The 23,055-nt window shown below is 41.2% G+C and carries 17 protein-coding genes, 2 tRNA genes, 2 rRNA genes and 1 pseudogene; 6 read left to right on the top strand and 16 right to left on the bottom strand.

Annotated features, from left to right (window positions below; all coding sequences use genetic code 11):
- The first annotated feature begins 86 nt into the window (after positions 1 to 86).
- Positions 87 to 1,271, top strand: coding sequence for a DUF4317 domain-containing protein (locus NAF01_RS01600; protein WP_250801593.1), 1,185 nt, complete (start codon positions 87 to 89; stop codon positions 1,269 to 1,271).
- 156 nt (positions 1,272 to 1,427) lie between these two features.
- On the opposite strand, the gene NAF01_RS01595 is transcribed toward NAF01_RS01600, so the two are convergent.
- Positions 1,428 to 1,775 carry a VOC family protein gene (locus NAF01_RS01595; protein WP_250801592.1) on the bottom strand — a complete coding sequence of 116 codons (348 nt, stop codon included), beginning with the start codon at positions 1,773 to 1,775 and terminating at the stop codon, positions 1,428 to 1,430.
- A gap of 632 nt (positions 1,776 to 2,407) precedes the next feature.
- Between NAF01_RS01595 and NAF01_RS01590 the strand changes: the two are divergent.
- Both NAF01_RS01590 and NAF01_RS01585 read left to right on the top strand, forming a co-directional pair.
- Positions 2,408 to 3,311, top strand: a pseudogene (locus NAF01_RS01590) (S8 family peptidase).
- A 265-nt stretch (positions 3,312 to 3,576) separates the two neighbouring features.
- Positions 3,577 to 5,925, top strand: coding sequence for a DUF8189 domain-containing protein (locus NAF01_RS01585; RefSeq protein ID WP_250801591.1), 2,349 nt, complete (start codon positions 3,577 to 3,579; stop codon positions 5,923 to 5,925).
- Positions 5,926 to 6,474: 549 nt separating this feature from the next.
- On the opposite strand, the gene NAF01_RS01580 is transcribed toward NAF01_RS01585, so the two are convergent.
- The 5 genes from NAF01_RS01580 to groES all read right to left on the bottom strand — a co-directional run bounded on the left by NAF01_RS01580 (position 6,475) and on the right by groES (position 11,859).
- On the bottom strand, positions 6,475 to 7,059 hold the full coding sequence (locus tag NAF01_RS01580; protein ID WP_250801590.1) for a hypothetical protein: 585 nt from the start codon (positions 7,057 to 7,059) through the stop codon (positions 6,475 to 6,477).
- Complete coding sequence (locus NAF01_RS01575; protein WP_250801589.1) at positions 7,049 to 8,320, bottom strand: hypothetical protein; 1,272 nt, start codon at positions 8,318 to 8,320, stop codon at positions 7,049 to 7,051. The genes NAF01_RS01580 and NAF01_RS01575 overlap by 11 nt, the downstream gene beginning before the upstream one ends.
- A 1-nt stretch (position 8,321) precedes the next feature.
- Positions 8,322 to 9,128 (bottom strand): hypothetical protein, encoded by an 807-nt coding sequence (locus tag NAF01_RS01570; protein ID WP_250801588.1) that lies wholly within the window; start codon positions 9,126 to 9,128, stop codon positions 8,322 to 8,324.
- Positions 9,129 to 9,882: 754 nt separating this feature from the next.
- On the bottom strand, positions 9,883 to 11,514 hold the full coding sequence (groL, locus tag NAF01_RS01565) for a chaperonin GroEL (RefSeq protein WP_048010891.1): 1,632 nt from the start codon (positions 11,512 to 11,514) through the stop codon (positions 9,883 to 9,885).
- 60 nt (positions 11,515 to 11,574) lie between these two features.
- Positions 11,575 to 11,859, bottom strand: coding sequence for a co-chaperone GroES (groES, locus tag NAF01_RS01560; RefSeq protein WP_009336289.1), 285 nt, complete (start codon positions 11,857 to 11,859; stop codon positions 11,575 to 11,577).
- Positions 11,860 to 12,174: 315 nt separating this feature from the next.
- Here groES and NAF01_RS01555 point away from each other — a divergent pair, with 315 nt between their 5' ends.
- Both NAF01_RS01555 and NAF01_RS01550 read left to right on the top strand, forming a co-directional pair.
- The gene (locus tag NAF01_RS01555; RefSeq protein WP_250801587.1) at positions 12,175 to 12,900 is read left to right on the top strand and encodes a CPBP family intramembrane glutamic endopeptidase; all 726 of its coding nucleotides are present in this window, start codon (positions 12,175 to 12,177) and stop codon (positions 12,898 to 12,900) included.
- Between the two features lie 43 nt (positions 12,901 to 12,943).
- Positions 12,944 to 13,135 (top strand): YdiK family protein, encoded by a 192-nt coding sequence (locus NAF01_RS01550; RefSeq protein WP_048010893.1) that lies wholly within the window; start codon positions 12,944 to 12,946, stop codon positions 13,133 to 13,135.
- A gap of 23 nt (positions 13,136 to 13,158) precedes the next feature.
- Here the strand turns inward: NAF01_RS01550 and NAF01_RS01545 are convergent, their stop codons facing one another.
- Positions 13,159 to 13,803, bottom strand: a complete 645-nt coding sequence (locus tag NAF01_RS01545) for a redox-sensing transcriptional repressor Rex (protein ID WP_048010894.1) — start codon at positions 13,801 to 13,803, stop codon at positions 13,159 to 13,161.
- A 27-nt stretch (positions 13,804 to 13,830) separates the two neighbouring features.
- The gene (moaC, locus tag NAF01_RS01540; protein WP_163141685.1) at positions 13,831 to 14,313 is read right to left on the bottom strand and encodes a cyclic pyranopterin monophosphate synthase MoaC; all 483 of its coding nucleotides are present in this window, start codon (positions 14,311 to 14,313) and stop codon (positions 13,831 to 13,833) included.
- Positions 14,314 to 14,504: 191 nt separating this feature from the next.
- Here moaC and NAF01_RS01535 point away from each other — a divergent pair, with 191 nt between their 5' ends.
- Positions 14,505 to 16,430: an ABC transporter ATP-binding protein gene (locus tag NAF01_RS01535; RefSeq protein ID WP_250801586.1), complete on the top strand. Its 1,926-nt coding sequence runs from the start codon at positions 14,505 to 14,507 to the stop codon at positions 16,428 to 16,430.
- 224 nt (positions 16,431 to 16,654) lie between these two features.
- Here NAF01_RS01535 and tsaD read toward each other — a convergent pair whose 3' ends face one another.
- From tsaD to NAF01_RS01495, 8 genes are all read right to left on the bottom strand, one after another.
- A complete protein-coding gene (gene tsaD / locus NAF01_RS01530) occupies positions 16,655 to 17,683 on the bottom strand; it encodes a tRNA (adenosine(37)-N6)-threonylcarbamoyltransferase complex transferase subunit TsaD (protein ID WP_163141679.1) in 1,029 nt (342 codons plus the stop codon).
- Complete coding sequence (rimI, locus tag NAF01_RS01525; RefSeq protein WP_048010898.1) at positions 17,683 to 18,132, bottom strand: ribosomal protein S18-alanine N-acetyltransferase; 450 nt, start codon at positions 18,130 to 18,132, stop codon at positions 17,683 to 17,685. Before rimI ends, tsaD begins: the two co-directional genes overlap by 1 nt.
- Before the next feature lie 16 nt (positions 18,133 to 18,148).
- Positions 18,149 to 18,853, bottom strand: coding sequence for a tRNA (adenosine(37)-N6)-threonylcarbamoyltransferase complex dimerization subunit type 1 TsaB (gene tsaB / locus NAF01_RS01520; RefSeq protein ID WP_250801585.1), 705 nt, complete (start codon positions 18,851 to 18,853; stop codon positions 18,149 to 18,151).
- Entirely contained in the window at positions 18,850 to 19,305 is a 456-nt protein-coding gene (tsaE, locus tag NAF01_RS01515) for a tRNA (adenosine(37)-N6)-threonylcarbamoyltransferase complex ATPase subunit type 1 TsaE (protein WP_163141673.1), read from the bottom strand. The genes tsaB and tsaE overlap by 4 nt, the downstream gene beginning before the upstream one ends.
- Before the next feature lie 307 nt (positions 19,306 to 19,612).
- Positions 19,613 to 19,689 (bottom strand) — tRNA-Asp (locus NAF01_RS01510).
- 3 nt (positions 19,690 to 19,692) lie between these two features.
- A tRNA-Met gene (locus NAF01_RS01505) sits at positions 19,693 to 19,766 on the bottom strand.
- 40 nt (positions 19,767 to 19,806) lie between these two features.
- Positions 19,807 to 19,923 (bottom strand): 5S ribosomal RNA (rrf, locus tag NAF01_RS01500).
- A 78-nt stretch (positions 19,924 to 20,001) separates the two neighbouring features.
- Positions 20,002 to 22,937 (bottom strand): 23S ribosomal RNA (locus tag NAF01_RS01495).
- Between the last annotated feature and the right edge of the window lie 118 nt (positions 22,938 to 23,055).

Here is a 23,055-nt window from a genome sequence, read left to right as displayed (position 1 = left end):
GAAAATAAATAATAATTTATAGAGCTGATGTATTTTGTTATTCTAGTAGATATGCATATTGGGCAGTTTAGGAGTGGATTTTAACCGTGAACAAAAAAGACATTGCACAGATTCGGAAACAATTTAAATTAAATAATGACCTATTAAAGATCTCGGATATTTTTAATGTTTATATTATGAAGGAATCAAGCGAGATTTATCATTATGAAAGCCAGCCTTTTGAAATGCTGGATCAGGATCAGCAGGAGCTGTTTATGGACAACTTCAAAAAGCTGCTTGGCGGCCAATTGGATGAAAAGCTCTTTGAATTAAAGTTTCAGAGGGATGCGGAAAACAGCAGTCAGCTCATCCTTCATCAAGGGCTGCTGACCAATGATGCTGAAGGATGGACGGAACAAATGCTTCAGATTGTCGGTAAAATGCTGGGAATCCGGCAATATGAAAAGGATATCGTCGTTACGTTCATTCGCGGAGAGTATCTTAAGCCCATGAAGCGACGCAATGCAGAAGCCGAGGAAAGTGAACGGGATGCCGTTTATTCTCATCCCTTTATTCTCTGCAGCATCAATAACACGCAGGAACCGAAGAAAGAACTGCTTTTTGACTATGTCGAACGGGAATTTAAATATCATTTTACCGTTGATCCAATTATCAACCTCAAGTCTCCCATTTCAGGGTTTCTATTTCCTTGCTTCACCGATCACGCGGCTGATGTCAATCATGTCCTGTATTCTGCAGGCAAGGTCCATGAGCCCGACCACCAGTTCATTGAGGACGTTTTAAACGGGGAAGAAACAATGACGGCGCAGGATGATAAAATCGTTTTTGAAGAAATTATTAAAGACGTAACAGGAGATCAGCTTAGCACATCAACACTTTCCAACGTATATGAAGAGATAAACCGGATGATCGTGGAAAACGAAGAGGATGAACCGCCTAAGCTGGATTCAAAAGACGTAGAACATGTTTTAAAGGTGAGCGGTATCGAAGACATTGATTCTGAAAAGGTCCAATCCGCTTATCAAAAAATCATTGATGATGACAAATATGAAATAAAGGCAAGCAGCGTCCTGCCTAAATACAATTCAAAATCAATCAAAATCAGCACAAAAGCAGCCAACATATCCATTTGTCCGCAGGATCTTAGATATGTAAGACAAATTAATTTTGACGGCAAGCGTTACCTGATGATCGAGGTGGAAGAGGATACCGTGATTGAAGGCTTTACGATGATTCCGGAAGCTTTTGGCGGAGGTTCTGATAAAGAATAAAGTAGCGGCGCTGCATTTCTAAAGAAGCAAAAGTTCCGCTTCCTATATTATTTAAAAAAGGAATTCCCAGATAGGAATTCCTTTTTTGACGTATAAGCAGTATAGGGGCCGTTGGGACAAGATGCCTGTCCCTATGTCTCTTGTTTTTTAAATTCGCTATTTCTCCCATAGCTCGACCAGTCGACCTTCAGGATCTTCAACCCAAATAAACTTTCCAAACTCACTAACCTCTCTTTCCTTAACTAGAGGTACACCAATTTGTTCAAGATGCATAATCATCTCATCTAAATTATGCACTTGAAAATTTAACATCACTTGTTGTTCTGCTGGAAAATAACTGTCATTCTCGGTAAAGAAAGAAAAGATCGTCTCATTTCCTAATTGGGGAGTAATCACAGTTCCATTCCAATTATCTATTTCAATCTTCAGCACTTCACTGTACCATTTTTTCACAACATCAAGGTTCTTGGTTCTCCAAAATATCCCGCCGATACCTTTAATCATTGTAATCAGCACCTGTCTTTCTTTTAGTTTTTCAAGTACATTAGATATTCGAGATGTAATGTTTAGTTCCTTCTTCAACTTGAAGAGAGGAATTATGGCGAGAAAACAAAAAACGTCTATCATCACATAACAAACGAAATAAAAAACGAGGCTTCCCACAAGTTTACACAACTAATGAGAAACCTCTAATTTTAGGAGAGAAATGCTAGCATACCATTCCCATCTAACATAAAACCCTTCTATAACAAGGGGTTTGGGCAATGATTACATCATGCCGCCCATTTATCAAGATATATAATAGAAATAAATAGATTTATAGAATCATTGATATTATAAGTTTTTCATCTTTGACTTAATATATTTTAAAACAGAAGAAAAAAAGGCTATGAGCAAAATTATGAGCATGCTCAAAGGGGTAAGGAACTTTTCCTTACCCCTTTGAGCAATTCTTCAACCATATTTATTATGTTCTTTTATTTAAATATTTTATACAAAGATACTAAATCTCTTTATTTAAGATGTTCGTCTCATTTTGTTTTTATGTAGGAACTGATAATTAATTTCACTCCATTTATTACGATATAGATGTTTACATAAAAAAATCCAAAAAGGGGATTTTAAAGATGGTATGAATAAATAAACAAGGAGGGATAATTCCATATGAAATTGAAGAAACCATTGACGATATTAAAGAAGTTCCTGAAGGAGTTAAAATGATTAAAGCCCCTGAAGTTTGGAATGATAGTCGAAAAGGCCAAGGGTTAAAACGATCATTCCGACCTCTAAGGTAGAATTATGGTGGAAAGAATTTCTCAGATGATGGTACTTCTGATGACTTTTCTGATAATAATGGACATGGCACTCATGTAGCGGGAACTATTGCTGCTATCATCAATCAAGATGGGGTGGTCGGAGTAACTCCTGAAGCTAGTCTCCTCATTTTAAAAGTCTTTGATAAAGATGGTTTTGCACGTAATGAAAGTGTGGTCAAAGCTATTGATTATGCCATTTCATATAGGGGCCCGAATGAAGAACGAGTTCGAGTTATAAACATGTCGTTAGGGTCTACCTATGATGATCATCACCTTCATATGGCAGTTCAACGAGCAGTTAATGCAGATATTGTAGTTGTTTGTGCCGCTGATGGAAATGAAGGGGATAATAGAGGAGAAACAATAGAGGTTGGTTACCCTGCTGCCTATCCAGAGAGTGTATGCGTAGGAGCAGTTGACTTGAATAAAAAATTGCTGATTTTACTAATACGAATGATCAAGTAGACTAGGTTGCTCCGGGCGTAGGAATTAAATCAACATGGCCTGGTGAAAACGGTGTTAAATATGCAACACTTAATGGAACCTCTATGGCTACACTACATGTCTCGGGTGCTCTAGCACTCCTTATTAACCAATGTGAGCAAGAGTTGAACGCCCTCTCAATGAAGATGAAATTTATGCTCAACTAATCAAGCGTACCGTATCATTGGGTAATAAAAAGAAAGAGGAAGGTAACGGGTTATTAGTGTTAACAGAAGAATAACTAGCTGAAAGGTGAATACGTTTGATGAGTAGGTAATTGGCTGTTATTAAGAAAGAGGGTATTCAATGTAGAATAGGACAAGTGATACAGCTAAATAACCTGATATTTATTTTAATCACCTCTCTTCTCATGGCTTTACAAAAGTAATTAAATCTATGAAATACCTTCCTCCAAATAAAATTTGCACTTAATTCTTTTTACCTTGATCGATCCTTCTTAGGTGACTTTTTGATACATATGTAAATGATTATAAAGGAGATTTTATATGTCCCGAGAATTGATTGTAATAGCTAAACCAAATGTCAGTTTAACAAATTTAAATGCGAGAACAATTTCTTTCAACAATAGAGAATCAGATTCCTCATTAAGTATATTAGCATCTGAACAAGTTCAGATTCAGCCGCTTTTTGAGGTAGAACAAATACAACCAACTAGCTCTTTAGCTGTCGAAAACTATGTAGAACTACCTGATCTTTCTAAATACTATAAAGTGAATGCTCCTGATGGAAATTTAGAAGAGCTCGTAGAACAAATTCGTAATCATGAATTAGTTGAAGATGCTTATATTAAACCCGCAGCGGAACTTGCCAGATTAGCTGTAGAACCTGTGGCAGATGTTGCCCCTCCAGCTACTCCAGATTTTAGTATTAGACAGGGATATTTAGAGGCTGCTCCAGTTGGAATCGACGCACGATACGCCTGGAATTTTCCTGGTGGAAAAGGCAATGGAATAAATGTAATAGATATTGAAGGAGCGTGGAGATTCTCACATGAGGATTTGCAAGTAAATCAAGGTGGAGTCATTGATGGGATTCCATCTTCAGATATAGGGTGGAGAAATCATGGGACGGCAGTAGTTGGTGTCATTAGTGGAGATGAGAATTCTTTAGGTATCACAGGAATTAGCCCAGATGCAAAAATACATGCAATTTCTATTTTTGGAGAAAATCAAACCACCTCTACAGCAATTTTAAAAGCTGCTAATACTTTAGATCCTGGAGATATTATTCTTATCGAGCTACACAGACCTGGCCCCCGATTTAATTTTCAAGAAAGAGTCGATCAAAAGGGATATATTGCAATTGAATGGTGGCAAGATGATTTTGATGCAATTCGCTTTGCAACTGCCAAGGGAGTTATCGTGGTAGAAGCTGCGGGGAATGGAGCAGAAAATTTAGATGAAGAGATATATGAAAATAAGTTCAATCGTAGCCAAAGAGATTCAGGAGCTATTATAGTTGGAGCTGGAGCACCCCCTCCTGGTACACATGGTAGAGATCATGGTCCTGATCGATCTAGACTCGAGTTTTCTAATTACGGAGCTATTGTTGATGCTCAAGGGTGGGGAAGGGAAGTAACCACCACTGGTTATATTGATTTACAAGGTGGAGTGAACGAAGAAGTTTGGTATACAGACCAATTCAGCGGAACATCTAGTGCTTCACCTATTGTGGTTGGCACACTCACCTGCCTTCAAGGAATTATAAAATCTCGTGGACAAGTACCACTAAAACCTGTGCGTGCAAGGGATTTACTTAGAAATTCTGGTTCTCCACAGCAAGATGCACCAACAAGGCCTAGAACACAACGTATTGGGAATCGGCCAGACTTAAAACAATTAACTGATATGATTCTCAAAGAAGTGTCGATAAACAATGACTGGGAAAGCCTTGGAGGGAACCTTGACTCCGCACCGACTGTCGTAGCCTGGGAGTCAAACCGATTAGACTGTTTCGCCAAAGGCCCTGACAACCATATGTATCATAAATGGTGGGATGGCCATGCCTGGCATGATTGGGAAGATCTTTGGGGGGACCTTGACTCCGCACCGACTGTCGTAGCCTGGGGACCAAACCGATTAGACTGCTTCGCCAAAAGCCCTGACAACCATATGTATCATAAATGGTGGGATAGCCATGCCTGGCATGATTGGGAAGACCTTGGGGGAAACCTTGTCTCTGACCCCACTGTCGTAGCCTGGGAGTCAAACCGATTAGACTGTTTCGCCAAAGGCTCTGACAACCATATGTATCATAAATGGTGGGATGGCCATGCCTGGCATGATTGGGAAGACCTTGGGGGGGACCTTGACTCCGCACCGACTGTCGTAGCCTGGGGACCAAACCGATTAGACTGTTTCGCCAAAGGCCCTGACAACCATATGTATCATAAATGGTGGGATGGCCATGCCTGGCATGATTGGGAAGACCTTGGGGGAAACCTTGTCTCTGACCCCACTGTCATAGCCTGGGAGTCAAACCGATTAGACTGTTTCGCCAAAGGCCCTGACAACCATATGTATCATAAATGGTGGGATGGCCATGCCTGGCATGATTGGGAAGACCTTGGGGGAAACCTTGTCTCCGCACCGACTGTCGCAGCCTGGGGACCAAACAGATTAGACTGTTTCGCCAAAGGCCCTGACAACCATATGTACCATAAATGGTGGGATGGCCATGCCTGGCATGATTGGGAAGACCTTGGGGGACACCTTGTCTCCGCACCGACTGTCGTAGCCTGGGGACCAAACAGATTAGACTGTTTCGCCAAAGGCCCTGACAACCATATGTATCATAAATGGTGGAATGGGTTACGTTGGAGTGGAATGGATTAAATTTAATCGGATCGTGGAAACGGGTATTCTCCCAATTGAAGGCTTCCATTAGCTAACAATGAAGCAGAGCTTTATCATAAAAATATAAGAAAATTACGTTCTTACATGGTAGTTGAACAACAAAATTAACAATAGCATTTAACAGAACTCGGTACAAGAAAGGCTCTCAACAAAATGGTTGAGAGCCTTAAACATATAAAATTAATGTTTTAAGAACTAGGGTGCTCAGTGTTCACCTTTAAGACTATATATTTTACGTTCTTTTATTAAGGCTAATAATATGATGAAACATGAAAAAAAATTTTTGAAACTACGTCTAGCCAACTTTTTATCAAACTAAAAGGAACAGGATAAAAAATTAATAAATATGTTTTGTAGTCAAATAGATTTATTCACCTATAACAACTCATAAATAAATTCAATTAAAAAGTTAAATTTATGGTTTTTATTTATAATTTTATCCTATAAAACCTAAGTTAGGTCCTTCTAGATACGTATAATAGAAAAAACGAAATTTATTTTTTGTCAAATTGCTTTGTTACAATATAGTCAACTGTTATTCGTATCAATTTCTTTTATTAAATCAATTAGTATTCTTAGTCCACCTTCTATTAACCAGTCGGATTCCTTATATAATTGTTCATATTCTTCATTTGAACAACCATGAAATGCCTTATTTCTCGCATCTCTAATTGAATCTAAAAGATTGTAGTATCTTTTATTTAAAAGTGGCCTCTTTAACTTATATGTAAGTGTATCTTTTTTAATCGGTTGTTGATTTAATAGCTTTAGTCGATCATCTTGCTTACTATTCTTCCCGCAAAATATCTCTCTAATTTTCTTAATACTTTTATTACCAGTGTTTAGTTCAAAAGACGATTTTGTTTTTATTAGGGTTTCAAAATATTCCTTTGTACATAATTCTAAAGCCCTTCCTAAGGTTCCTACAGCGGTAACCTTATACTCAATATCTAGAATATCAAGACATTCTCGAACGTCACGGTAATATTTAGTCCCAACTGATTCCTCTAGGGTTTTTCCTTCCATAACCGAATTTAAATTGGAAAGAATCTTTGAGGAATCATATCGATCCTGCGCTTGTTCCTTATTTTCAGTTTGTAAATTACTCGTCATAAGAATAATCCTCGCTTACTAACTCGTATGTTCTAGGCTTGGTTGAAAGTATTCTAATTTTATTATCCTTTTTAAGTTGATTTAACTTGGATACTGGCGGGGATTTAGGATAAATTCCTCTAAGTTTATCACTTCGTTCCAAAATCTCACTCCAAGTAAGTGGATATAAAGAGTTTGAGAGTATTTCAAGAATTATTTCCTCAGGATCATCCTCTTTTACCAGATCTTCTGAAGAGTTCTTACCATTTCTAAGGTTACTTATTACATCTGCCCAAGTTCGCAAACTAGTTTCATCTAAACTATCAATTAAATTTTTAATTATTTCTTGATCATTACTATTTGGTCGATAATTAATCTCTTGAAGTCTTTTAATTATGAAATCAAAGCAATCTTGTTTTGTTTTTGGTACTTTTAAATATGCGTTACGACCAACAAAGCGTCTTTCAAATGCCTTTTGATTGGACAATACATCCCACGCTTCAGGGGTAGCACCCACACAAATTAAACCATTTAAATTTCTAGAATTTAGATGGTCAAACAGAACTCTATATGCTGATAATACTTTTAATCCAACACTTGTATTCAATACGGATTTTGTTTCAGCTGAATATACCTTATCAACTTCGTCAATTAATAAGAGTAAACTTTTTCCGGTAACAACTTGTAGAAATTCTAGTGCATCTCCACAAAATTTCGCAAAATCATTTTCATTGGTTATAAAATTCTTTTTTGCACCAAATTTATTTCTAAGAAATTTAAGTTGATCTGGAAATAATTCGACATTAGAAAAATAATCTAATACAAGATTTGCTTCGTCTTCATTATCACATCTTAATAGATATCTAAAAATCTCATTTCTGTAATATTTATCCTGTATTTCTCTTTCATTTTGTTCTTTATATTTTTGCCATTCTTCATAGAACTTCCTAAGAGGATAATTTCCAGGTCCAGTAAATAAAGATTCATATATAGCATTTAAAGAATTAACTAGTGGACCTCCAATAAACATATTCGGCACATAAATACCAATCATTTTGGAGAGAAAATGACGTCTTATATACCTTAGGAAATGAGTCTTACCATTACCTATTTGTCCTAATATAACTCCACCAAGAAATCCTGATGTTCCAGTAATACTATTTTCAACCCAACTATTAAATTCTGTAAAAGAATCTTCTTCTCCAATAATATATTCTGGATCAGATATTGGAACTGTTCTATCTAACGCTTTCTTTAGGTAATCAAATATTTCTGAACTCATTTTACATTCTCCTTTTAATTATCACGGTCATAATATAATCGCCAACTATGTTTTTAATTTCTCCACTATTTTTAAATAGACTGCTTTTTGACCAAATATAATTACTTGTTTCATAGGTTGAAATACATGATAGTAATTTAGATACAATTTCTGTATCAAAAAATTCCCCTAGATAATGTGTTAAACGGTTTACATTAATTATATTCTCATTAAACTTATTTTCAATTGATTGTATATTTAAAAGATCAAATTCATTAATTAGTTTTGGTTTATTTTTTAAATGAATTGCATTTGTATCCCTTGAAATTAACCCCATCATAATCATTATTGAAAAAATAGCTCTTATATTCCTCCCCACAGATGCTTCAGCACTCTTATCCAGTCTATCTTTTCCAATATATGAGAATATAGTATAAATCGTTTTAACTCTTAAAGTCCCACTAAATAATCTCAGTAATAATAAAATTATTTTTACGTTATTAAATAATTGTTTGTTTATTTTCAAAAGTTGTAAAAAGTACTCATCTACATCAAACTTTTGAATTAGTAACGAATGCGATACATCAGAGAGAAAATACTTTCTATTGTTATAATTAAGTATACCAATCATTGTACTATGATTTATCATTTTTCTAAATGTACTATTACTAATATCAAGTTTTATATTTAAATTTAATTTTGATATTTCACTCCAGGTAAATTCTGATTCACCGAAAGTCTCTAATAAACGTAATAACTTACCTTTATTACTAGGGATATTTGAAATATTTAACGTTTCGAAATCGGTTTTATTTAATCTCCGGTTCACCACCATCACTCCTTAGGATCCAGTGCAGATCTATTTTTATTATACCATCTGGATCCTCAATTTATAACACTTCTTAATTATATAATTATGCCCATTTAAATTATTTCATAAAATTAAAAATATTTAAAATAAATTAATGATTATCTTAGTTATAGTTCATAATAGTCCCCCATTATTCACCATTTTATTTTATGCAACTGCTAAATGGAAGTGATTACTAAATAAGAAGCAGTCTTTGATCATAATCTGGTTGGACCAACTGCCTTAATTGATGTTAGGTATGCCTTAGCTAAAATATAATAGGTTATATAAAAAATCACTCCTTACAATGTAAAGAGTGGTTTTTTAGAGATTATTTGAATTATTTGGCTTATATGACATCCAACTTGTAATTATACACAGTAGAGTCACTTGCAGATTCCCTACAATAACTCATCTTGAAGTATAATGTTCATGGAGAGCTAAAATGGGTCTTGTTTTGGTATTTAAGGTTTCCATGTTACGATGCTGTTAGCTATTATTAAGTCCTCTAACGGGTCTCCTTCGCCTTTAAACTTAATTTCAATTTGCTCATATGATAGCCAATATGGAAGAAAAGGCCTCCCACCAGTTCAGTAAACTGATGAAAGACCTTCTCTGATAAGATGGTTTTTGTGAAAAAAGTGAGCATTTTTTGCTTACTATGAGCAAAAGTATGAGCATTTATCCTTATTCCACTTAAAAACCCCTATATATTAAGGCTTTATGATGTTGATTACATCATGCCGCCCATTCCACCCATGCCGCCCATGTCAGGCATTGCAGGGCCAGCATTTTCTTCCGGCTTGTCAGCAACAACTGCTTCAGTTGTTAAGAACATAGCCGCAACAGATCCAGCGTTTTGAAGAGCTGAACGAGTTACTTTAGTTGGGTCAACGATACCAGCCTCGATCATGTTTACCCACTCGCCAGTAGCAGCGTTGAAGCCTGTTCCAACTGCTTCGCGCTTTAAGCGGTCAACAATAACTGAACCTTCAAGGCCAGCATTGTGAGCAATTGTGCGTACAGGCTCTTCCATTGCACGAAGTACGATGTTGATGCCTGTTGCTTCATCGCCTTCAGCCTGGATAGAAGCCACTTTGTTGTATACGTTTAGAAGGGCAACACCACCACCGGAAACAATTCCTTCTTCTACAGCTGCACGTGTAGAGTTAAGGGCGTCTTCGATGCGAAGCTTGCGCTCTTTCAATTCAGTTTCAGTAGCAGCACCAACTTTAACCACTGCCACACCGCCAGCTAGCTTAGCAAGGCGCTCTTGTAATTTTTCGCGGTCAAATTCAGAAGTAGTTTCTTCCATTTGAGTGCGGATCTGGTTCACACGGCCGCCGATTTGCGCGCTGTCTCCAGCACCTTCAACGATTGTCGTGTTTTCTTTTGAAACAACCACTTTAGAAGCGCGTCCTAAAGAATCGATTGTAGCAGATTTAAGGTCACGGCCTAGCTCTTCAGTGATTACTTCACCGCCAGTCAGGATCGCGATATCTTCAAGCATTGCTTTACGGCGGTCACCGAAGCCAGGAGCTTTAACCGCTACTGCATTGAATGTTCCGCGAAGCTTATTAACTACTAGTGTAGCAAGTGCTTCACCTTCAACATCTTCAGCTACAAGCAATAATGGCTTGCCTTGCTGTACAACCTGCTCAAGTACAGGAAGGATTTCCTGGATGCTTGTGATCTTCTTATCAGTGATTAAGATATAAGGGTTTTCAAGAACCGCTTCCATCTTATCAGAATCTGTAACCATGTATGGAGAAGCATATCCGCGGTCGAATTGCATACCTTCTACCACATCAAGCTCAGTTGTGAATCCTTTAGATTCTTCGATTGTGATAACACCGTCGTTGCCAACGCGCTCCATTGCTTCAGCGATCAGCTGGCCAACTTCATTGTCAGCAGCAGAAATCGCAGCAACTTGTGCGATAGACTCTTTGTTTTCGATAGGTTTTGAAATAGCTTTTAACTCTTCAACAGCAGTAGAAACCGCTTTTTCAATTCCTTTGCGGATGCCCATTGGGTTAGCACCTGCAGTTACGTTCTTAAGGCCTTCACGGATCATTGCCTGAGCAAGAACAGTTGCAGTTGTTGTACCGTCACCGGCAACATCATTTGTTTTGCTTGCTACTTCAGCAACAAGCTTCGCACCCATGTTTTCGAAAGCATCTTCAAGTTCGATTTCCTTCGCAATTGTCACACCATCATTAGTGATTAATGGAGAACCGAATTTCTTCTCAAGAACCACGTTGCGTCCTTTAGGTCCAAGAGTTACTTTTACCGCATTTGCAAGGGAATCTACACCGCGAAGCATCGCGCGGCGGGCTTCTTCACTAAATTTAATCTCTTTAGCCATTGATAAAAACCTCCTCAAAAATTTTAACTTTATCTTTTAATAATCTGTCTGGAACGGCGATTAGCCAATTACAGCAAGAATGTCATTTTCACGTAAAATTAAATATTCTTTGCCTTCGTACTTTACTTCAGTACCAGCGTATTTTGAGAAGATGATACGGTCGCCGTCAGCAACTTCAAGGGCAACACGCTCACCATTTTCAAGAACGCGGCCAGTTCCCACAGCTACAACTTTGCCTTCTTGAGGCTTCTCTTTAGCAGTGTCCGGCAGTACGATGCCGCTTGCAGTTTTTTCTTCAGTTTCAACAAGCTCGATAATGATTCGATCACCTAGTGGCTTTAACAAGTGAAACAACCTCCTCAAATAATATGTAAATATTTTTATTTATTAGCACTCTCTCTGTATGAGTGCTAACACAATTATTATATTAATGAATCTCTTTTCTATTTGCAAGGGTGAAGCTTAAATTTTTTATAAAAAAATTCATTCGCGCCTGCACGCTATTTTTCGACACGGACAACCTCTTAAGTATGCTGCAGAAACACATGTTTTAACCAAAACAGGTCTCTCCTTGGTGCTGATATTTGAAACCCGCTCCATATAAAGAGTACAATGTCTTTAGGACTTGTTTCCAACACTCAGATTAAGGAGTAAACCATTTTGAAGAAGGAATACTGGATTATATTAATCGCCTATATTGCCATGCAGCTTTCAAGCTTATTTGGCGTTCCGCTCGTTTTATTAGCCGCCGATGCCCTGGGACAGAATCCGGAGAATATGCAGATTCTTGCAGTGGCCTACTGGCTCGTAATCAGTTTCACAATCACGCTGATCATTACGCTTCTATTACTAAGGAAAGAAATGAAACGGGGACTGGATAGGGATGCCTCTTCTGTTGCAGGCTCTGTGGGCTGGGCTATTGGAGGCATATTCTTGGCCCTGATTGCTCAAGCTACTGCTGCAAGTATTGAAAACCTGATTGGCATTGAAATGGGATCTGAAAATACACAGCAGATTATCAGGATTATTGAAGCATCGCCAATCGTCATTTTAATCAGTTCGGTCATCGGGCCAATCCTTGAGGAAATCGTCTTTAGAAAGATTATTTTTGGCTCTCTTCACAAGCGCTTCAACTTCTTCCTTTCAGCCCTGATCAGCTCGATCATTTTTGCTCTGGCCCATTTTGAGCCTGAACATGTACTGTTATACTCAGCAATGGGATTCACCTTTGCCTTTTTATATGTCAAGACGAAGCGGATCATCGTGCCGATTTTTGCCCATGTAGCGATGAACACCTTCGTTGCGGTTGTTCAGCTGAATCAGGATAATATACAAAAGTGGTTAAAGGAAATGGAAAACATGCAGAGCTTTATCAGCTTTTTCTAGCTGGAGAAATGTTTCGGAGTTTTAAACGTACTGGGGGATTATCATGAGAAGCACACCTTTGTTTTCAGGCTTTATTTACATCCTTCTCGGATGTCTTTTCACCTTTATAGCCATCCAGAATACCCAGCGGGAAGAAACCTGGGGATTCTTTACGTATTTTCTAATCTTAATTGCCACATTTGATTTTGCCACCGGTCTCCGGATGGTTGGCCAGCATTTTAAAATGAAAAAATGAGCCCGCAAAAGGCTCATTTTTTTTTACACTTCTTCAGGATAATTTTTCAGAAAATAAACCAATGACTGCAATTCCACTGCCAGATCGATATGGTGAATCCGAATCGAGGACGGCACAGTAAGCCTCGCAGGTGTAAAGTTAAGGATTCCTTTTATTTTCGCATTCACCATCCGATCGGTAATTGTCTGGGCAGGCGGTGCAGGCACCGTTAGAATCGCCACCTGAATATTATTTTTAACAATCACTTCTTCAAGGTCATCCATATGATGGACCGCCACTTCGCCGATTTTCGTGCCAACCTTGCTCTTATCCACATCAAATGCCACTTCTATTTTCGTATTATTATTTTTAAGAAAATTATAGTTAAGAAAAGCCGTTCCTAAATTTCCTACCCCGACCAAAGCGACTTTGGTAAGCTCGTCCTGGTCAAGAGTCTTCCGAAAGAAGCCCAGCAGGTAATTCACATTATATCCATAGCCTTTTTTCCCTAACGCACCGAAGTACGAAAAGTCACGGCGAATCGTTGCAGAATCCACTTTAACCGCCTCACTCAATTCTGCTGATGAGACTCTTTGTTTGCCGGAGGAATGAAGGTTTTTTAGGAAGCGGTAATATAAAGGCAGCCGTTTAGCTGTTGCCTGCGGTATCTTAATTGGTTCATTGGCCATTCGTCCATCCCCATTTCTTATGATGAATTAATTTCGTTTAAAATCTCCGTTTTTGCCGCCTGTTTTCTCTATTAAAAAGGTTGGCCCAATTACCATTCCTTTATCTACAGCCTTGCACATATCATAAACGGTCAGCGCACAGACAGAAGCAGCTGTTAACGCTTCCATTTCCACACCCGTATTTCCTTTTGTTTTAACAGAAGCCGTAATGATGAGGTCGTACTCTTCCTCTTCTGCTTTCCATGAAAATGAAATGTCCACACCTTTAAGCGGCAGCGGATGGCACATCGGAATAATGTCCCATGTTTTCTTGCTCGCCATAATGCCTGCCGTTTGTGCAACAGCAAGTACATCCCCTTTTTTCATGGAGTTGGATGTGATCTTCTCGTATATCTCCTGATTCACCGTAATACTTGACTGAGCGATGGCCGTCCTTGCCGTCTCAGGCTTATCGCTGACATCTACCATTTTTGCCCTGCCCTCTTGATTAAAATGAGTAAAATCCGCCATTTAAAAACACCTCTCTTCAAAATCATACACTATTTTTCCGTTACTTTGTATGTGCTTTGTAAGGTTCTTCACATATTTATTTACCTTTTTTTATGATTCAATGCCCTTCAGGTGAGCTTATAGTCCTGTCTCCTTTATTGCCGAACATATATGAATGAGTTACACTTACTCTATACCCGAGGTGAAAGAACATGATACTATTACAAGTCAATCAGCTGGCAAAAAGTTTTGGCGCTGATCCCATTTTAACGAATATAAAGCTTGAAGTACAAACCAGGGACCGGATTGCCCTTGTAGGGCGCAATGGTGCAGGAAAATCCACCCTTCTAAAAATAATTGCCGGACACATGGCTTGTGATTCCGGTGAGATTATAAAGCCAAAGGAAGTAACCATTGGCTACCTTGCACAAAATACCGGCCTGGAATCGGAATTATCCATTTGGGGTGAAATGCTGACTGTTTTCAGTCATTTGCAGAAGCAGGAAAAACAGCTCCGCAGCCTTGAAGAACAAATGGCAGATCCCGATATCCTCAGTAATTCTGATGCCTATGAACGCGTATTGAAAGATTACGACAAACTTCAGGTTGATTTCAAAGAAAATGGCGGCTATCAATATGAAGCAGATATCCGTTCCATTCTCCATGGACTCAATTTCAGCTCATTGGGCTATGATACTAAAATTTCGTCATTGAGCGGCGGACAGCGAACAAGGTTGGCCCTTGGTAAACTTCTGCTCACAAAGCCTGATATTTTAATTCTGGATGAGCCTACCAACCACCTTGATATTGAAACATTATCGTGGCTTGAACAATACCTGCAGGGATACAGCGGTGCTATTCTAATCGTATCACATGACCGGTATTTCCTTGATAAGGTCGTTTCCCAGGTTTACGAGATTTCCCGCCACCAAATAAGAAAGTATCCAGGAAACTACAGTTCCTATTTGGATCAAAAAGCCGCTAATTTTGAAAAAGAAATGAAGCAATTCGAGAAACAGCAGGAAGAAATCGCTAAGCTGCAGGACTTCATTCAGCGAAACCTCGCCCGTGCCTCCACAACCAAAAGGGCACAAAGCCGCAGAAAGCAGCTGGCCAGAATGGACGTGATGGACAGGCCGCTTGGAGACGAGAAATCAGCTTCCTTTGGGTTTGACATCGACCGTCAGTCGGGCAATGAGGTTTTAAATATCCATTCTTTAGCTATAGGCTATGAAGAGAAAGTCAGCGAGAATATTTCAATGCGGCTGGCAAGAGGCGACAGCATTGCACTAGTAGGACCAAATGGAATCGGCAAGTCCACATTGCTTAAAACCATCATCAAAAAAACCCCTTCGTTTTCAGGGGAGATTCAGTACGGTTCCAATGTGACAATTGGCTACTATGACCAGGAACAGGCAGAGCTCACAAGCAACAAAAGAGTCCTGAACGAATTATGGGATGAATACCCGCTGAAACCGGAAAAAGAAATCAGGACCATACTTGGGAACTTTCTCTTCTCCGGTGATGATGTTCTTAAAACCGTTTCAACACTGAGTGGCGGTGAAAAGGCCCGGCTCGCACTTGCAAAGCTTATGATGCAGAAATCCAATTTCTTAATCCTGGACGAGCCTACAAACCACTTGGACCTGGACAGCAAGGAAATTCTTGAAAATGCATTGATCGATTATCCCGGTACCATTCTCTTCGTCTCTCATGACCGCTATTTTATCAACAGAATTACAACAAAAGTAGTTGAACTTTCTGGAAGCGGGGCAACTGAATATCTTGGCGATTATGATTATTATGTAGAAAAAAAGCAGGAGCAGGAGGAATTGCTTGCACTTAATGAGCAAGTTGACACCACCGCATCGCTGCCTGTTAAGCAGGACAAAAATAATTATCAGCTGGATAAAGAAGCTAAAAAGCTCGAACGCCAGCGAAAAAGAAGAATGGAAGAAATTGAAGAACAAATAGAAGCCTTAGAAACAGTAATAGATGCTAATGATCAGCTTCTCTGTGATCCGAATGTTTATCAGAACCATGAAAAGGTGATGGAAATTACGAATGAAACGGATGGAGCAAAAGCAAAGCTGGAAGAATTGATGGAAGAATGGACGCTTTTAGCTGAAGAGGATTAAAATAATATTCATAACTTTTAGACTGGTAGAATAGTCACTGCCAGTCTTTTTTATTATCCACAGAGATAATCACAAGAAAAACGCAGTTATACGTACTCTCCACAGACTTTTCCACATTACCCACAATTCAAGCTGATTTTATCCACATTATCAACATAAATTTCTGAAATTAATGATTTTATCCACAGAAAAAGTCCCCTATGCTGTCGGGGACTTTTACCTAATTATTTATCATTGTGGATAGTAATATCCAAACCGGGATTAGCATTTAAATCTAGGCCGGCGAATTGTCCTTTTTCAAACAGAACACTTCCTGCAGCTGCTATCATTGCTGCATTATCTGTGCATAAAGATAAGGGTGGAATAATGAGCTTTATATCGGCTCTATTTCCAAACTTCTTTTCCAAAGAAGCCCGAAGTCCTTTATTCGCCGCAACCCCGCCTGCGAGCAGCAGCTGCTTCACCTGATACTCTTCAACTGCTCTTTCTGTTTTCGTTACCAGAACGTCAATAACACTATCCTGGAAGCTTGCCGCCAAATCCTCCGGTACTATCTTTTCGCCACGCTGTTCAGCGTTGTGGACAGTGTTGATAACTGCTGATTTTAAGCCGCTGAAGCTAAAATCGTATGAACCTTCTTCCAGCCAGGCTCTTGGGAGCTGAATAGTTGGGTTTCCTCCATGTGCGAGTTTGTCAATGTGAGGACCTCCCGGATATGGCAGATTTAAGGTCCGGGCAACTTTATCATATGCCTCTCCTGCAGCGTCATCCCTTGTCTCGCCAATTACTTCGAAATGTCCATGTTCCTTCATATAGACCAGTTCGGTATGTCCGCCAGAGACTACCAGGGAAAGTAACGGGAATTCCATTTCCTCCACCAGTCTGTTTGCATAAATATGGCCAGCAATATGATGCACGCCTACCAGCGGGATGCCGTGAGCAAACGCTACTGCTTTTGCGGCATTAACCCCAATCAGAAGCGCACCTACAAGGCCAGGTCCTTCGGTCACAGCAATTGCTGAAAGATCAGAATATGTGATGCCTGCCTTATATAATGCTTCTTCCAGTACGATTGTTATCTGTTCAACATGATGACGGGAAGCTATTTCGGGAACTACTCCGCCAAAACGTTTATGGCTTTCAATTTGGGATGCAACGATATTGGCTGCAATTTCGCGCCCATTCTTAATGATGGCTACAGCCGTTTCGTCACAGCTGGTTTCAATCCCCATGATCCATTGATCTTTTTTCATTATAAATTCACCCACATTACTAAAGCATCTTCTTGATTATCAGTGTAGTAGTTCTTCCTGATGGCTCCGTTTTGAAAACCAAGCTTTCGGTATAAGGACTGAGCTGTGAAGTTGGATACTCTTACTTCCAGAGTCATTGTGATGGCTCCCATTTCAGACGCAAGTTCCATTAGCTGCCGCATCAAAGCTTCTCCAAGTTTTCTCCCGCGGTATTCAGGGAGCAGCGCAACATTTGTGATATGAGCCTCATCTGCGACTATCCATGCTCCACAGTATCCTATTACTTTATTTTCTTCTTCTAAAACAACATACAAAGCAAACTGGTTATGTGTTAATTCGTTAAAAAAGGCCTCCCTGCTCCAGGGGGTTGCAAAAGATTTGTGTTCGATCTCCAAAACATCATCAATATCCTCTTCATTCATCAAACGGAAAGTTAAGGATTTATTCATACGTCCGCTTCCTCATCTATAACTTTTTTTCCTTGTTTGCTTTTATCCAATTAGCTTCAGCTTCCGCAATCCTAATGTAATTAGGTACAAAAGAATGGACATCCTCAGCTTCGCGGTCCCTTCCTAATAAAGCAAGTTCGGCCGGCCTGGGATTATGCTCTGCAGGTGAAGCGAACACTGCCCGCTCTTTAAGGAATTCTGCAAATACATCTTGATGTAAGGGCAAATCATTCCCGATGAAAAGAACGTTTTCCTGCTGTTCTGAAATCATGGCTGCCCAATCTTTTGAAAGCAAGAGCTGGTCTTTGATCAGCGAAACTAACTGTCCTTCCCTATATTGATACAGGCCGGTATATATTTGCCCCCTCCTGGCATCAAACAAAGGTGATATGACGCCATTAAAGTATCTGCCCGCCGAGGCCGCATATACTTCAAGGCTTGATACCCCAACCAGCGGTTTATTTAAAGTCCATGCCAATGTTTTTGCAATCGTTACCCCGATACGCACTCCTGTATACGACCCAGGCCCTTTCGCAACAACAATTTTATCTAATTCAGCTGGCTTAATACCGCAATCTTTCATTAAAATATCAATAGCCGGCATAACCCGGACAGAATGATTCTTTTTTACATTTGTAATATACTCACCTATAACCTGATCACCATCCAGAAGAGCTACTCCCAGAGGGTAATTGGATGTATCAATGGCTAAAACCTTCATAGCATTATCTCCTTACACAATTCCTCATATCTTCTGCCCTGGGGTTCCAGCACAAGCCTTCTTGAGTCATGATCATCAAGAAATAAATAAATCGTCAATAACTCTTCGGGCAGCTGTTCTTTAACAAGATGGGCCCATTCTACAACTGTGACCCCATTGCCATCAAAATATTCATCAAACCCCAAATCCTCAAAGGAATCTTCAACTCTATATACATCCATATGATAAAGGGGTAATCTTCCGTGGTATTCTTTAATAATCGTAAAAGTAGGGCTATTTACATTCCGGGTTATATTAAGCCCTTTGGCCAGTCCCTTGGTGAATGTCGTTTTCCCTGCACCCAAATCTCCTTCCAGAGCAAGGACATCCCCCGGCTGAAGCAGGCTGCCAAGCTTTTCCGAAAACCCCATCGTATCCTCTGGCTTCTTTGAGATAAACTCAAACTGACTCATATGTTTCAACACCTTTTATGGTCTAATCTATAAACGAAAAGAAAAAGCACAAACGCTTACCACCCGCGCCGCCTCGAGGCAGCTGGCGATAGGGCAGGACAGTTCTCGAAATTCAACGATCTGAATTCCGAGATTACAAAAAAACCTTAGGATAAATCCTAAGGAGAATAGTCTATATGTAGTTTACCTTATTTTACAGCAATGGGCAAAGTAAGCTATTTTCAATATTAATATCCTATACACTTAGGTTAAAAAGGCATAAAAAAAGACGAAACTAAGTTTCGTTTTACTTTTTAGAACTATAAAATGGCGGTCCGGACGGGACTCGAACCCGCGACCTCCTGCGTGACAGGCAGGCATTCTAACCAACTGAACTACCGGACCAGATTGCGGGGGCAGGATTTGAACCTGCGACCTTCGGGTTATGAGCCCGACGAGCTACCGAACTGCTCCACCCCGCGATAATATTATTCTTGTGATTTTGTATCACAAATTTGTTTCGCCCGGCAGCGTCCTACTCTCACAGGGGGACAGCCCCCAACTACCATCGGCGCTGAGAAGCTTAACTTCCGTGTTCGGTATGGGAACGGGTGTGACCTTCTCGCTATCGCCACCGGACTATTTGGTTGAAGAAACTTCGTTCCCTCAAAACTAGATAATGTATGAAGAAGTGTTTGCCGAGTATTCACCAATGACTTGGTTAAGTCCTCGATCGATTAGTATCAGTCAGCTCCACATGTCGCCACGCTTCCACCTCTGACCTATCAACCTGATCATCTTTCAGGGATCTTACTAGCTTGACGCTATGGGAAATCTCATCTCGAGGGGGGCTTCATGCTTAGATGCTTTCAGCACTTATCCCTTCCGCACATAGCTACCCAGCGATGCCTTTGGCAAGACAACTGGTACACCAGCGGTGCGTCCATCCCGGTCCTCTCGTACTAAGGACAGCTCCTCTCAAATTTCCTGCGCCCACGACGGATAGGGACCGAACTGTCTCACGACGTTCTGAACCCAGCTCGCGTACCGCTTTAATGGGCGAACAGCCCAACCCTTGGGACCGACTACAGCCCCAGGATGCGATGAGCCGACATCGAGGTGCCAAACCTCCCCGTCGATGTGGACTCTTGGGGGAGATAAGCCTGTTATCCCCGGGGTAGCTTTTATCCGTTGAGCGATGGCCCTTCCATGCGGAACCACCGGATCACTAAGCCCGACTTTCGTCCCTGCTCGACTTGTAGGTCTCGCAGTCAAGCTCCCTTGTGCCTTTACACTCTGCGAATGATTTCCAACCATTCTGAGGGAACCTTTGGGCGCCTCCGTTACTTTTTAGGAGGCGACCGCCCCAGTCAAACTGCCCACCTGACACTGTCTCCCGCCCCGATCAGGGGCGCGGGTTAGAATTTCAATACAGCCAGGGTAGTATCCCACCGACGCCTCCACCGAAGCTGGCGCTCCGGCTTCTCAGGCTCCTACCTATCCTGTACAAGCTGTACCAAAATTCAATATCAGGCTACAGTAAAGCTCCACGGGGTCTTTCCGTCCTGTCGCGGGTAACCTGCATCTTCACAGGTACTATAATTTCACCGAGTCTCTCGTTGAGACAGTGCCCAGATCGTTACGCCTTTCGTGCGGGTCGGAACTTACCCGACAAGGAATTTCGCTACCTTAGGACCGTTATAGTTACGGCCGCCGTTTACTGGGGCTTCGATTCAAAGCTTCGCTTGCGCTAACCTCTCCTCTTAACCTTCCAGCACCGGGCAGGCGTCAGCCCCTATACTTCGCCTTGCGGCTTCGCAGAGACCTGTGTTTTTGCTAAACAGTCGCCTGGGCCTATTCACTGCGGCTCATCAGGGCTATTCACCCTAATGAGCACCCCTTCTCCCGAAGTTACGGGGTCATTTTGCCGAGTTCCTTAACGAGAGTTCTCTCGCTCACCTTAGGATTCTCTCCTCGCCTACCTGTGTCGGTTTGCGGTACGGGCACCTTTTCCCTCGCTAGAGGCTTTTCTTGGCAGTGTGGAATCAGGAACTTCGGTACTAAATTTCCCTCGCCGTCACAGCTCAGCCTGTGTGGTAACGGGATTTGCCTCGTTACCGGCCTAACTGCTTGGACGCGCTAATCCAGCAGCGCGCTTACCCTATCCTCCTGCGTCCCCCCATTGCTCAAACGGTAAAGAGGTGGTACAGGAATATCAACCTGTTGTCCATCGCCTACGCTTTTCAGCCTCGGCTTAGGCCCCGACTAACCCTGAGCGGACGAGCCTTCCTCAGGAAACCTTAGGCATTCGGTGGATGGGATTCTCACCCATCTTTCGCTACTCATACCGGCATTCTCACTTCTAAGCGCTCCACCAGTCCTTGCGGTCTGGCTTCAACGCCCTTAGAACGCTCTCCTACCACTGACATCGGAAGATGTCAATCCACAGCTTCGGTGATACGTTTAGCCCCGGTACATTTTCGGCGCGGAGTCACTCGACCAGTGAGCTATTACGCACTCTTTAAATGGTGGCTGCTTCTAAGCCAACATCCTGGTTGTCTAAGCAACTCCACATCCTTTTCCACTTAACGTATACTTTGGGACCTTAGCTGGTGGTCTGGGCTGTTTCCCTCTTGACTACGGATCTTATCACTCGCAGTCTGACTCCCATGGATAAGTCTTTGGCATTCGGAGTTTGTCTGAATTCGGTAACCCGATGGGGGCCCCTAGTCCAAACAGTGCTCTACCTCCAAGACTCTTACTACATGAGGCTAGCCCTAAAGCTATTTCGGAGAGAACCAGCTATCTCCAAGTTCGATTGGAATTTCTCCGCTACCCACACCTCATCCCCGCACTTTTCAACGTGCGTGGGTTCGGGCCTCCATCCAGTGTTACCTGGACTTCACCCTGGACATGGGTAGATCACCTGGTTTCGGGTCTACGACCACATACTCATTCGCCCTATTCAGACTCGCTTTCGCTGCGGCTCCGTCTTATCAACTTAACCTCGCATGTAATCGTAACTCGCCGGTTCATTCTACAAAAGGCACGCTATCACCCATTAACGGGCTCTAACTACTTGTAGGCACACGGTTTCAGGATCTATTTCACTCCCCTTCCGGGGTGCTTTTCACCTTTCCCTCACGGTACTGGTTCACTATCGGTCACTAGGGAGTATTTAGCCTTGGGAGATGGTCCTCCCTGCTTCCGACGGGATTTCTCGTGTCCCGCCGTACTCAGGATCCACTCTGGAGGGAACGAAGTTTCAACTACAGGGCTTTTACCTTCTCTGGCCGGCCTTTCCAGACCTGTTCATTTACCTCGTTCCTTTGTAACTCCGTATAGAGTGTCCTACAACCCCAGGAGGCAAGCCTCCTGGTTTGGGCTAATCCCGTTTCGCTCGCCGCTACTCAGGGAATCGCGTTTGCTTTCTCTTCCTCCGGGTACTTAGATGTTTCAGTTCCCCGGGTCTGCCTTCCATACCCTATGTATTCAGATAAGGATCCTATCCCATTACGGATAGGGGGTTTCCCCATTCGGAAATCTCCGGATCAAAGCTTACTTACAGCTCCCCGAAGCATATCGGTGTTAGTACCGTCCTTCATCGGCTCCTAGTGCCAAGGCATTCACCGTGCGCCCTTTCTAACTTAACCGTATTTGACAGGTTCATCGAAGATGAACAGTATCAAAGGTTTTTAACTCTATTTAACATAGAGAGAATTCACTAAAATGGCGATTACTCGGTTATTGCTTCTTCATAATCATTATCTA

It is taken from the genome of Cytobacillus firmus (assembly GCF_023657595.1).
In the GTDB taxonomy this organism is placed as follows: Bacteria; Bacillota; Bacilli; order Bacillales; family Cytobacillaceae; genus Cytobacillus; species Cytobacillus firmus_B.
The sequence above is the reverse complement of the archived record's forward strand: the minus strand, read 5'-3'. Positions and strand labels throughout refer to the sequence as shown.

What these genes read in the sequence shown, in the direction of transcription:
- NAF01_RS01595 (WP_250801592.1), bottom strand. Translation starts at nt 1,775, where the DNA reads ATGATTAAAGGTATCGGCGGGATATTTTGGAGAACCAAGAACCTTGAT.
- NAF01_RS01585 (WP_250801591.1), top strand. Translation starts at nt 3,577, where the DNA reads ATGTCCCGAGAATTGATTGTAATAGCTAAACCAAATGTCAGTTTAACA.
- NAF01_RS01580 (WP_250801590.1), bottom strand. Translation starts at nt 7,059, where the DNA reads ATGACGAGTAATTTACAAACTGAAAATAAGGAACAAGCGCAGGATCGA.
- NAF01_RS01575 (WP_250801589.1), bottom strand. Translation starts at nt 8,320, where the DNA reads ATGAGTTCAGAAATATTTGATTACCTAAAGAAAGCGTTAGATAGAACA.
- groL (WP_048010891.1), bottom strand. Translation starts at nt 11,514, where the DNA reads ATGGCTAAAGAGATTAAATTTAGTGAAGAAGCCCGCCGCGCGATGCTT.
- NAF01_RS01550 (WP_048010893.1), top strand. Translation starts at nt 12,944, where the DNA reads ATGAGAAGCACACCTTTGTTTTCAGGCTTTATTTACATCCTTCTCGGA.
- NAF01_RS01545 (WP_048010894.1), bottom strand. Translation starts at nt 13,803, where the DNA reads ATGGCCAATGAACCAATTAAGATACCGCAGGCAACAGCTAAACGGCTG.
- moaC (WP_163141685.1), bottom strand. Translation starts at nt 14,313, where the DNA reads ATGGCGGATTTTACTCATTTTAATCAAGAGGGCAGGGCAAAAATGGTA.
- NAF01_RS01535 (WP_250801586.1), top strand. Translation starts at nt 14,505, where the DNA reads ATGATACTATTACAAGTCAATCAGCTGGCAAAAAGTTTTGGCGCTGAT.
- tsaD (WP_163141679.1), bottom strand. Translation starts at nt 17,683, where the DNA reads ATGAAAAAAGATCAATGGATCATGGGGATTGAAACCAGCTGTGACGAA.
- rimI (WP_048010898.1), bottom strand. Translation starts at nt 18,132, where the DNA reads ATGAATAAATCCTTAACTTTCCGTTTGATGAATGAAGAGGATATTGAT.
- tsaB (WP_250801585.1), bottom strand. Translation starts at nt 18,853, where the DNA reads ATGAAGGTTTTAGCCATTGATACATCCAATTACCCTCTGGGAGTAGCT.
- tsaE (WP_163141673.1), bottom strand. Translation starts at nt 19,305, where the DNA reads ATGAGTCAGTTTGAGTTTATCTCAAAGAAGCCAGAGGATACGATGGGG.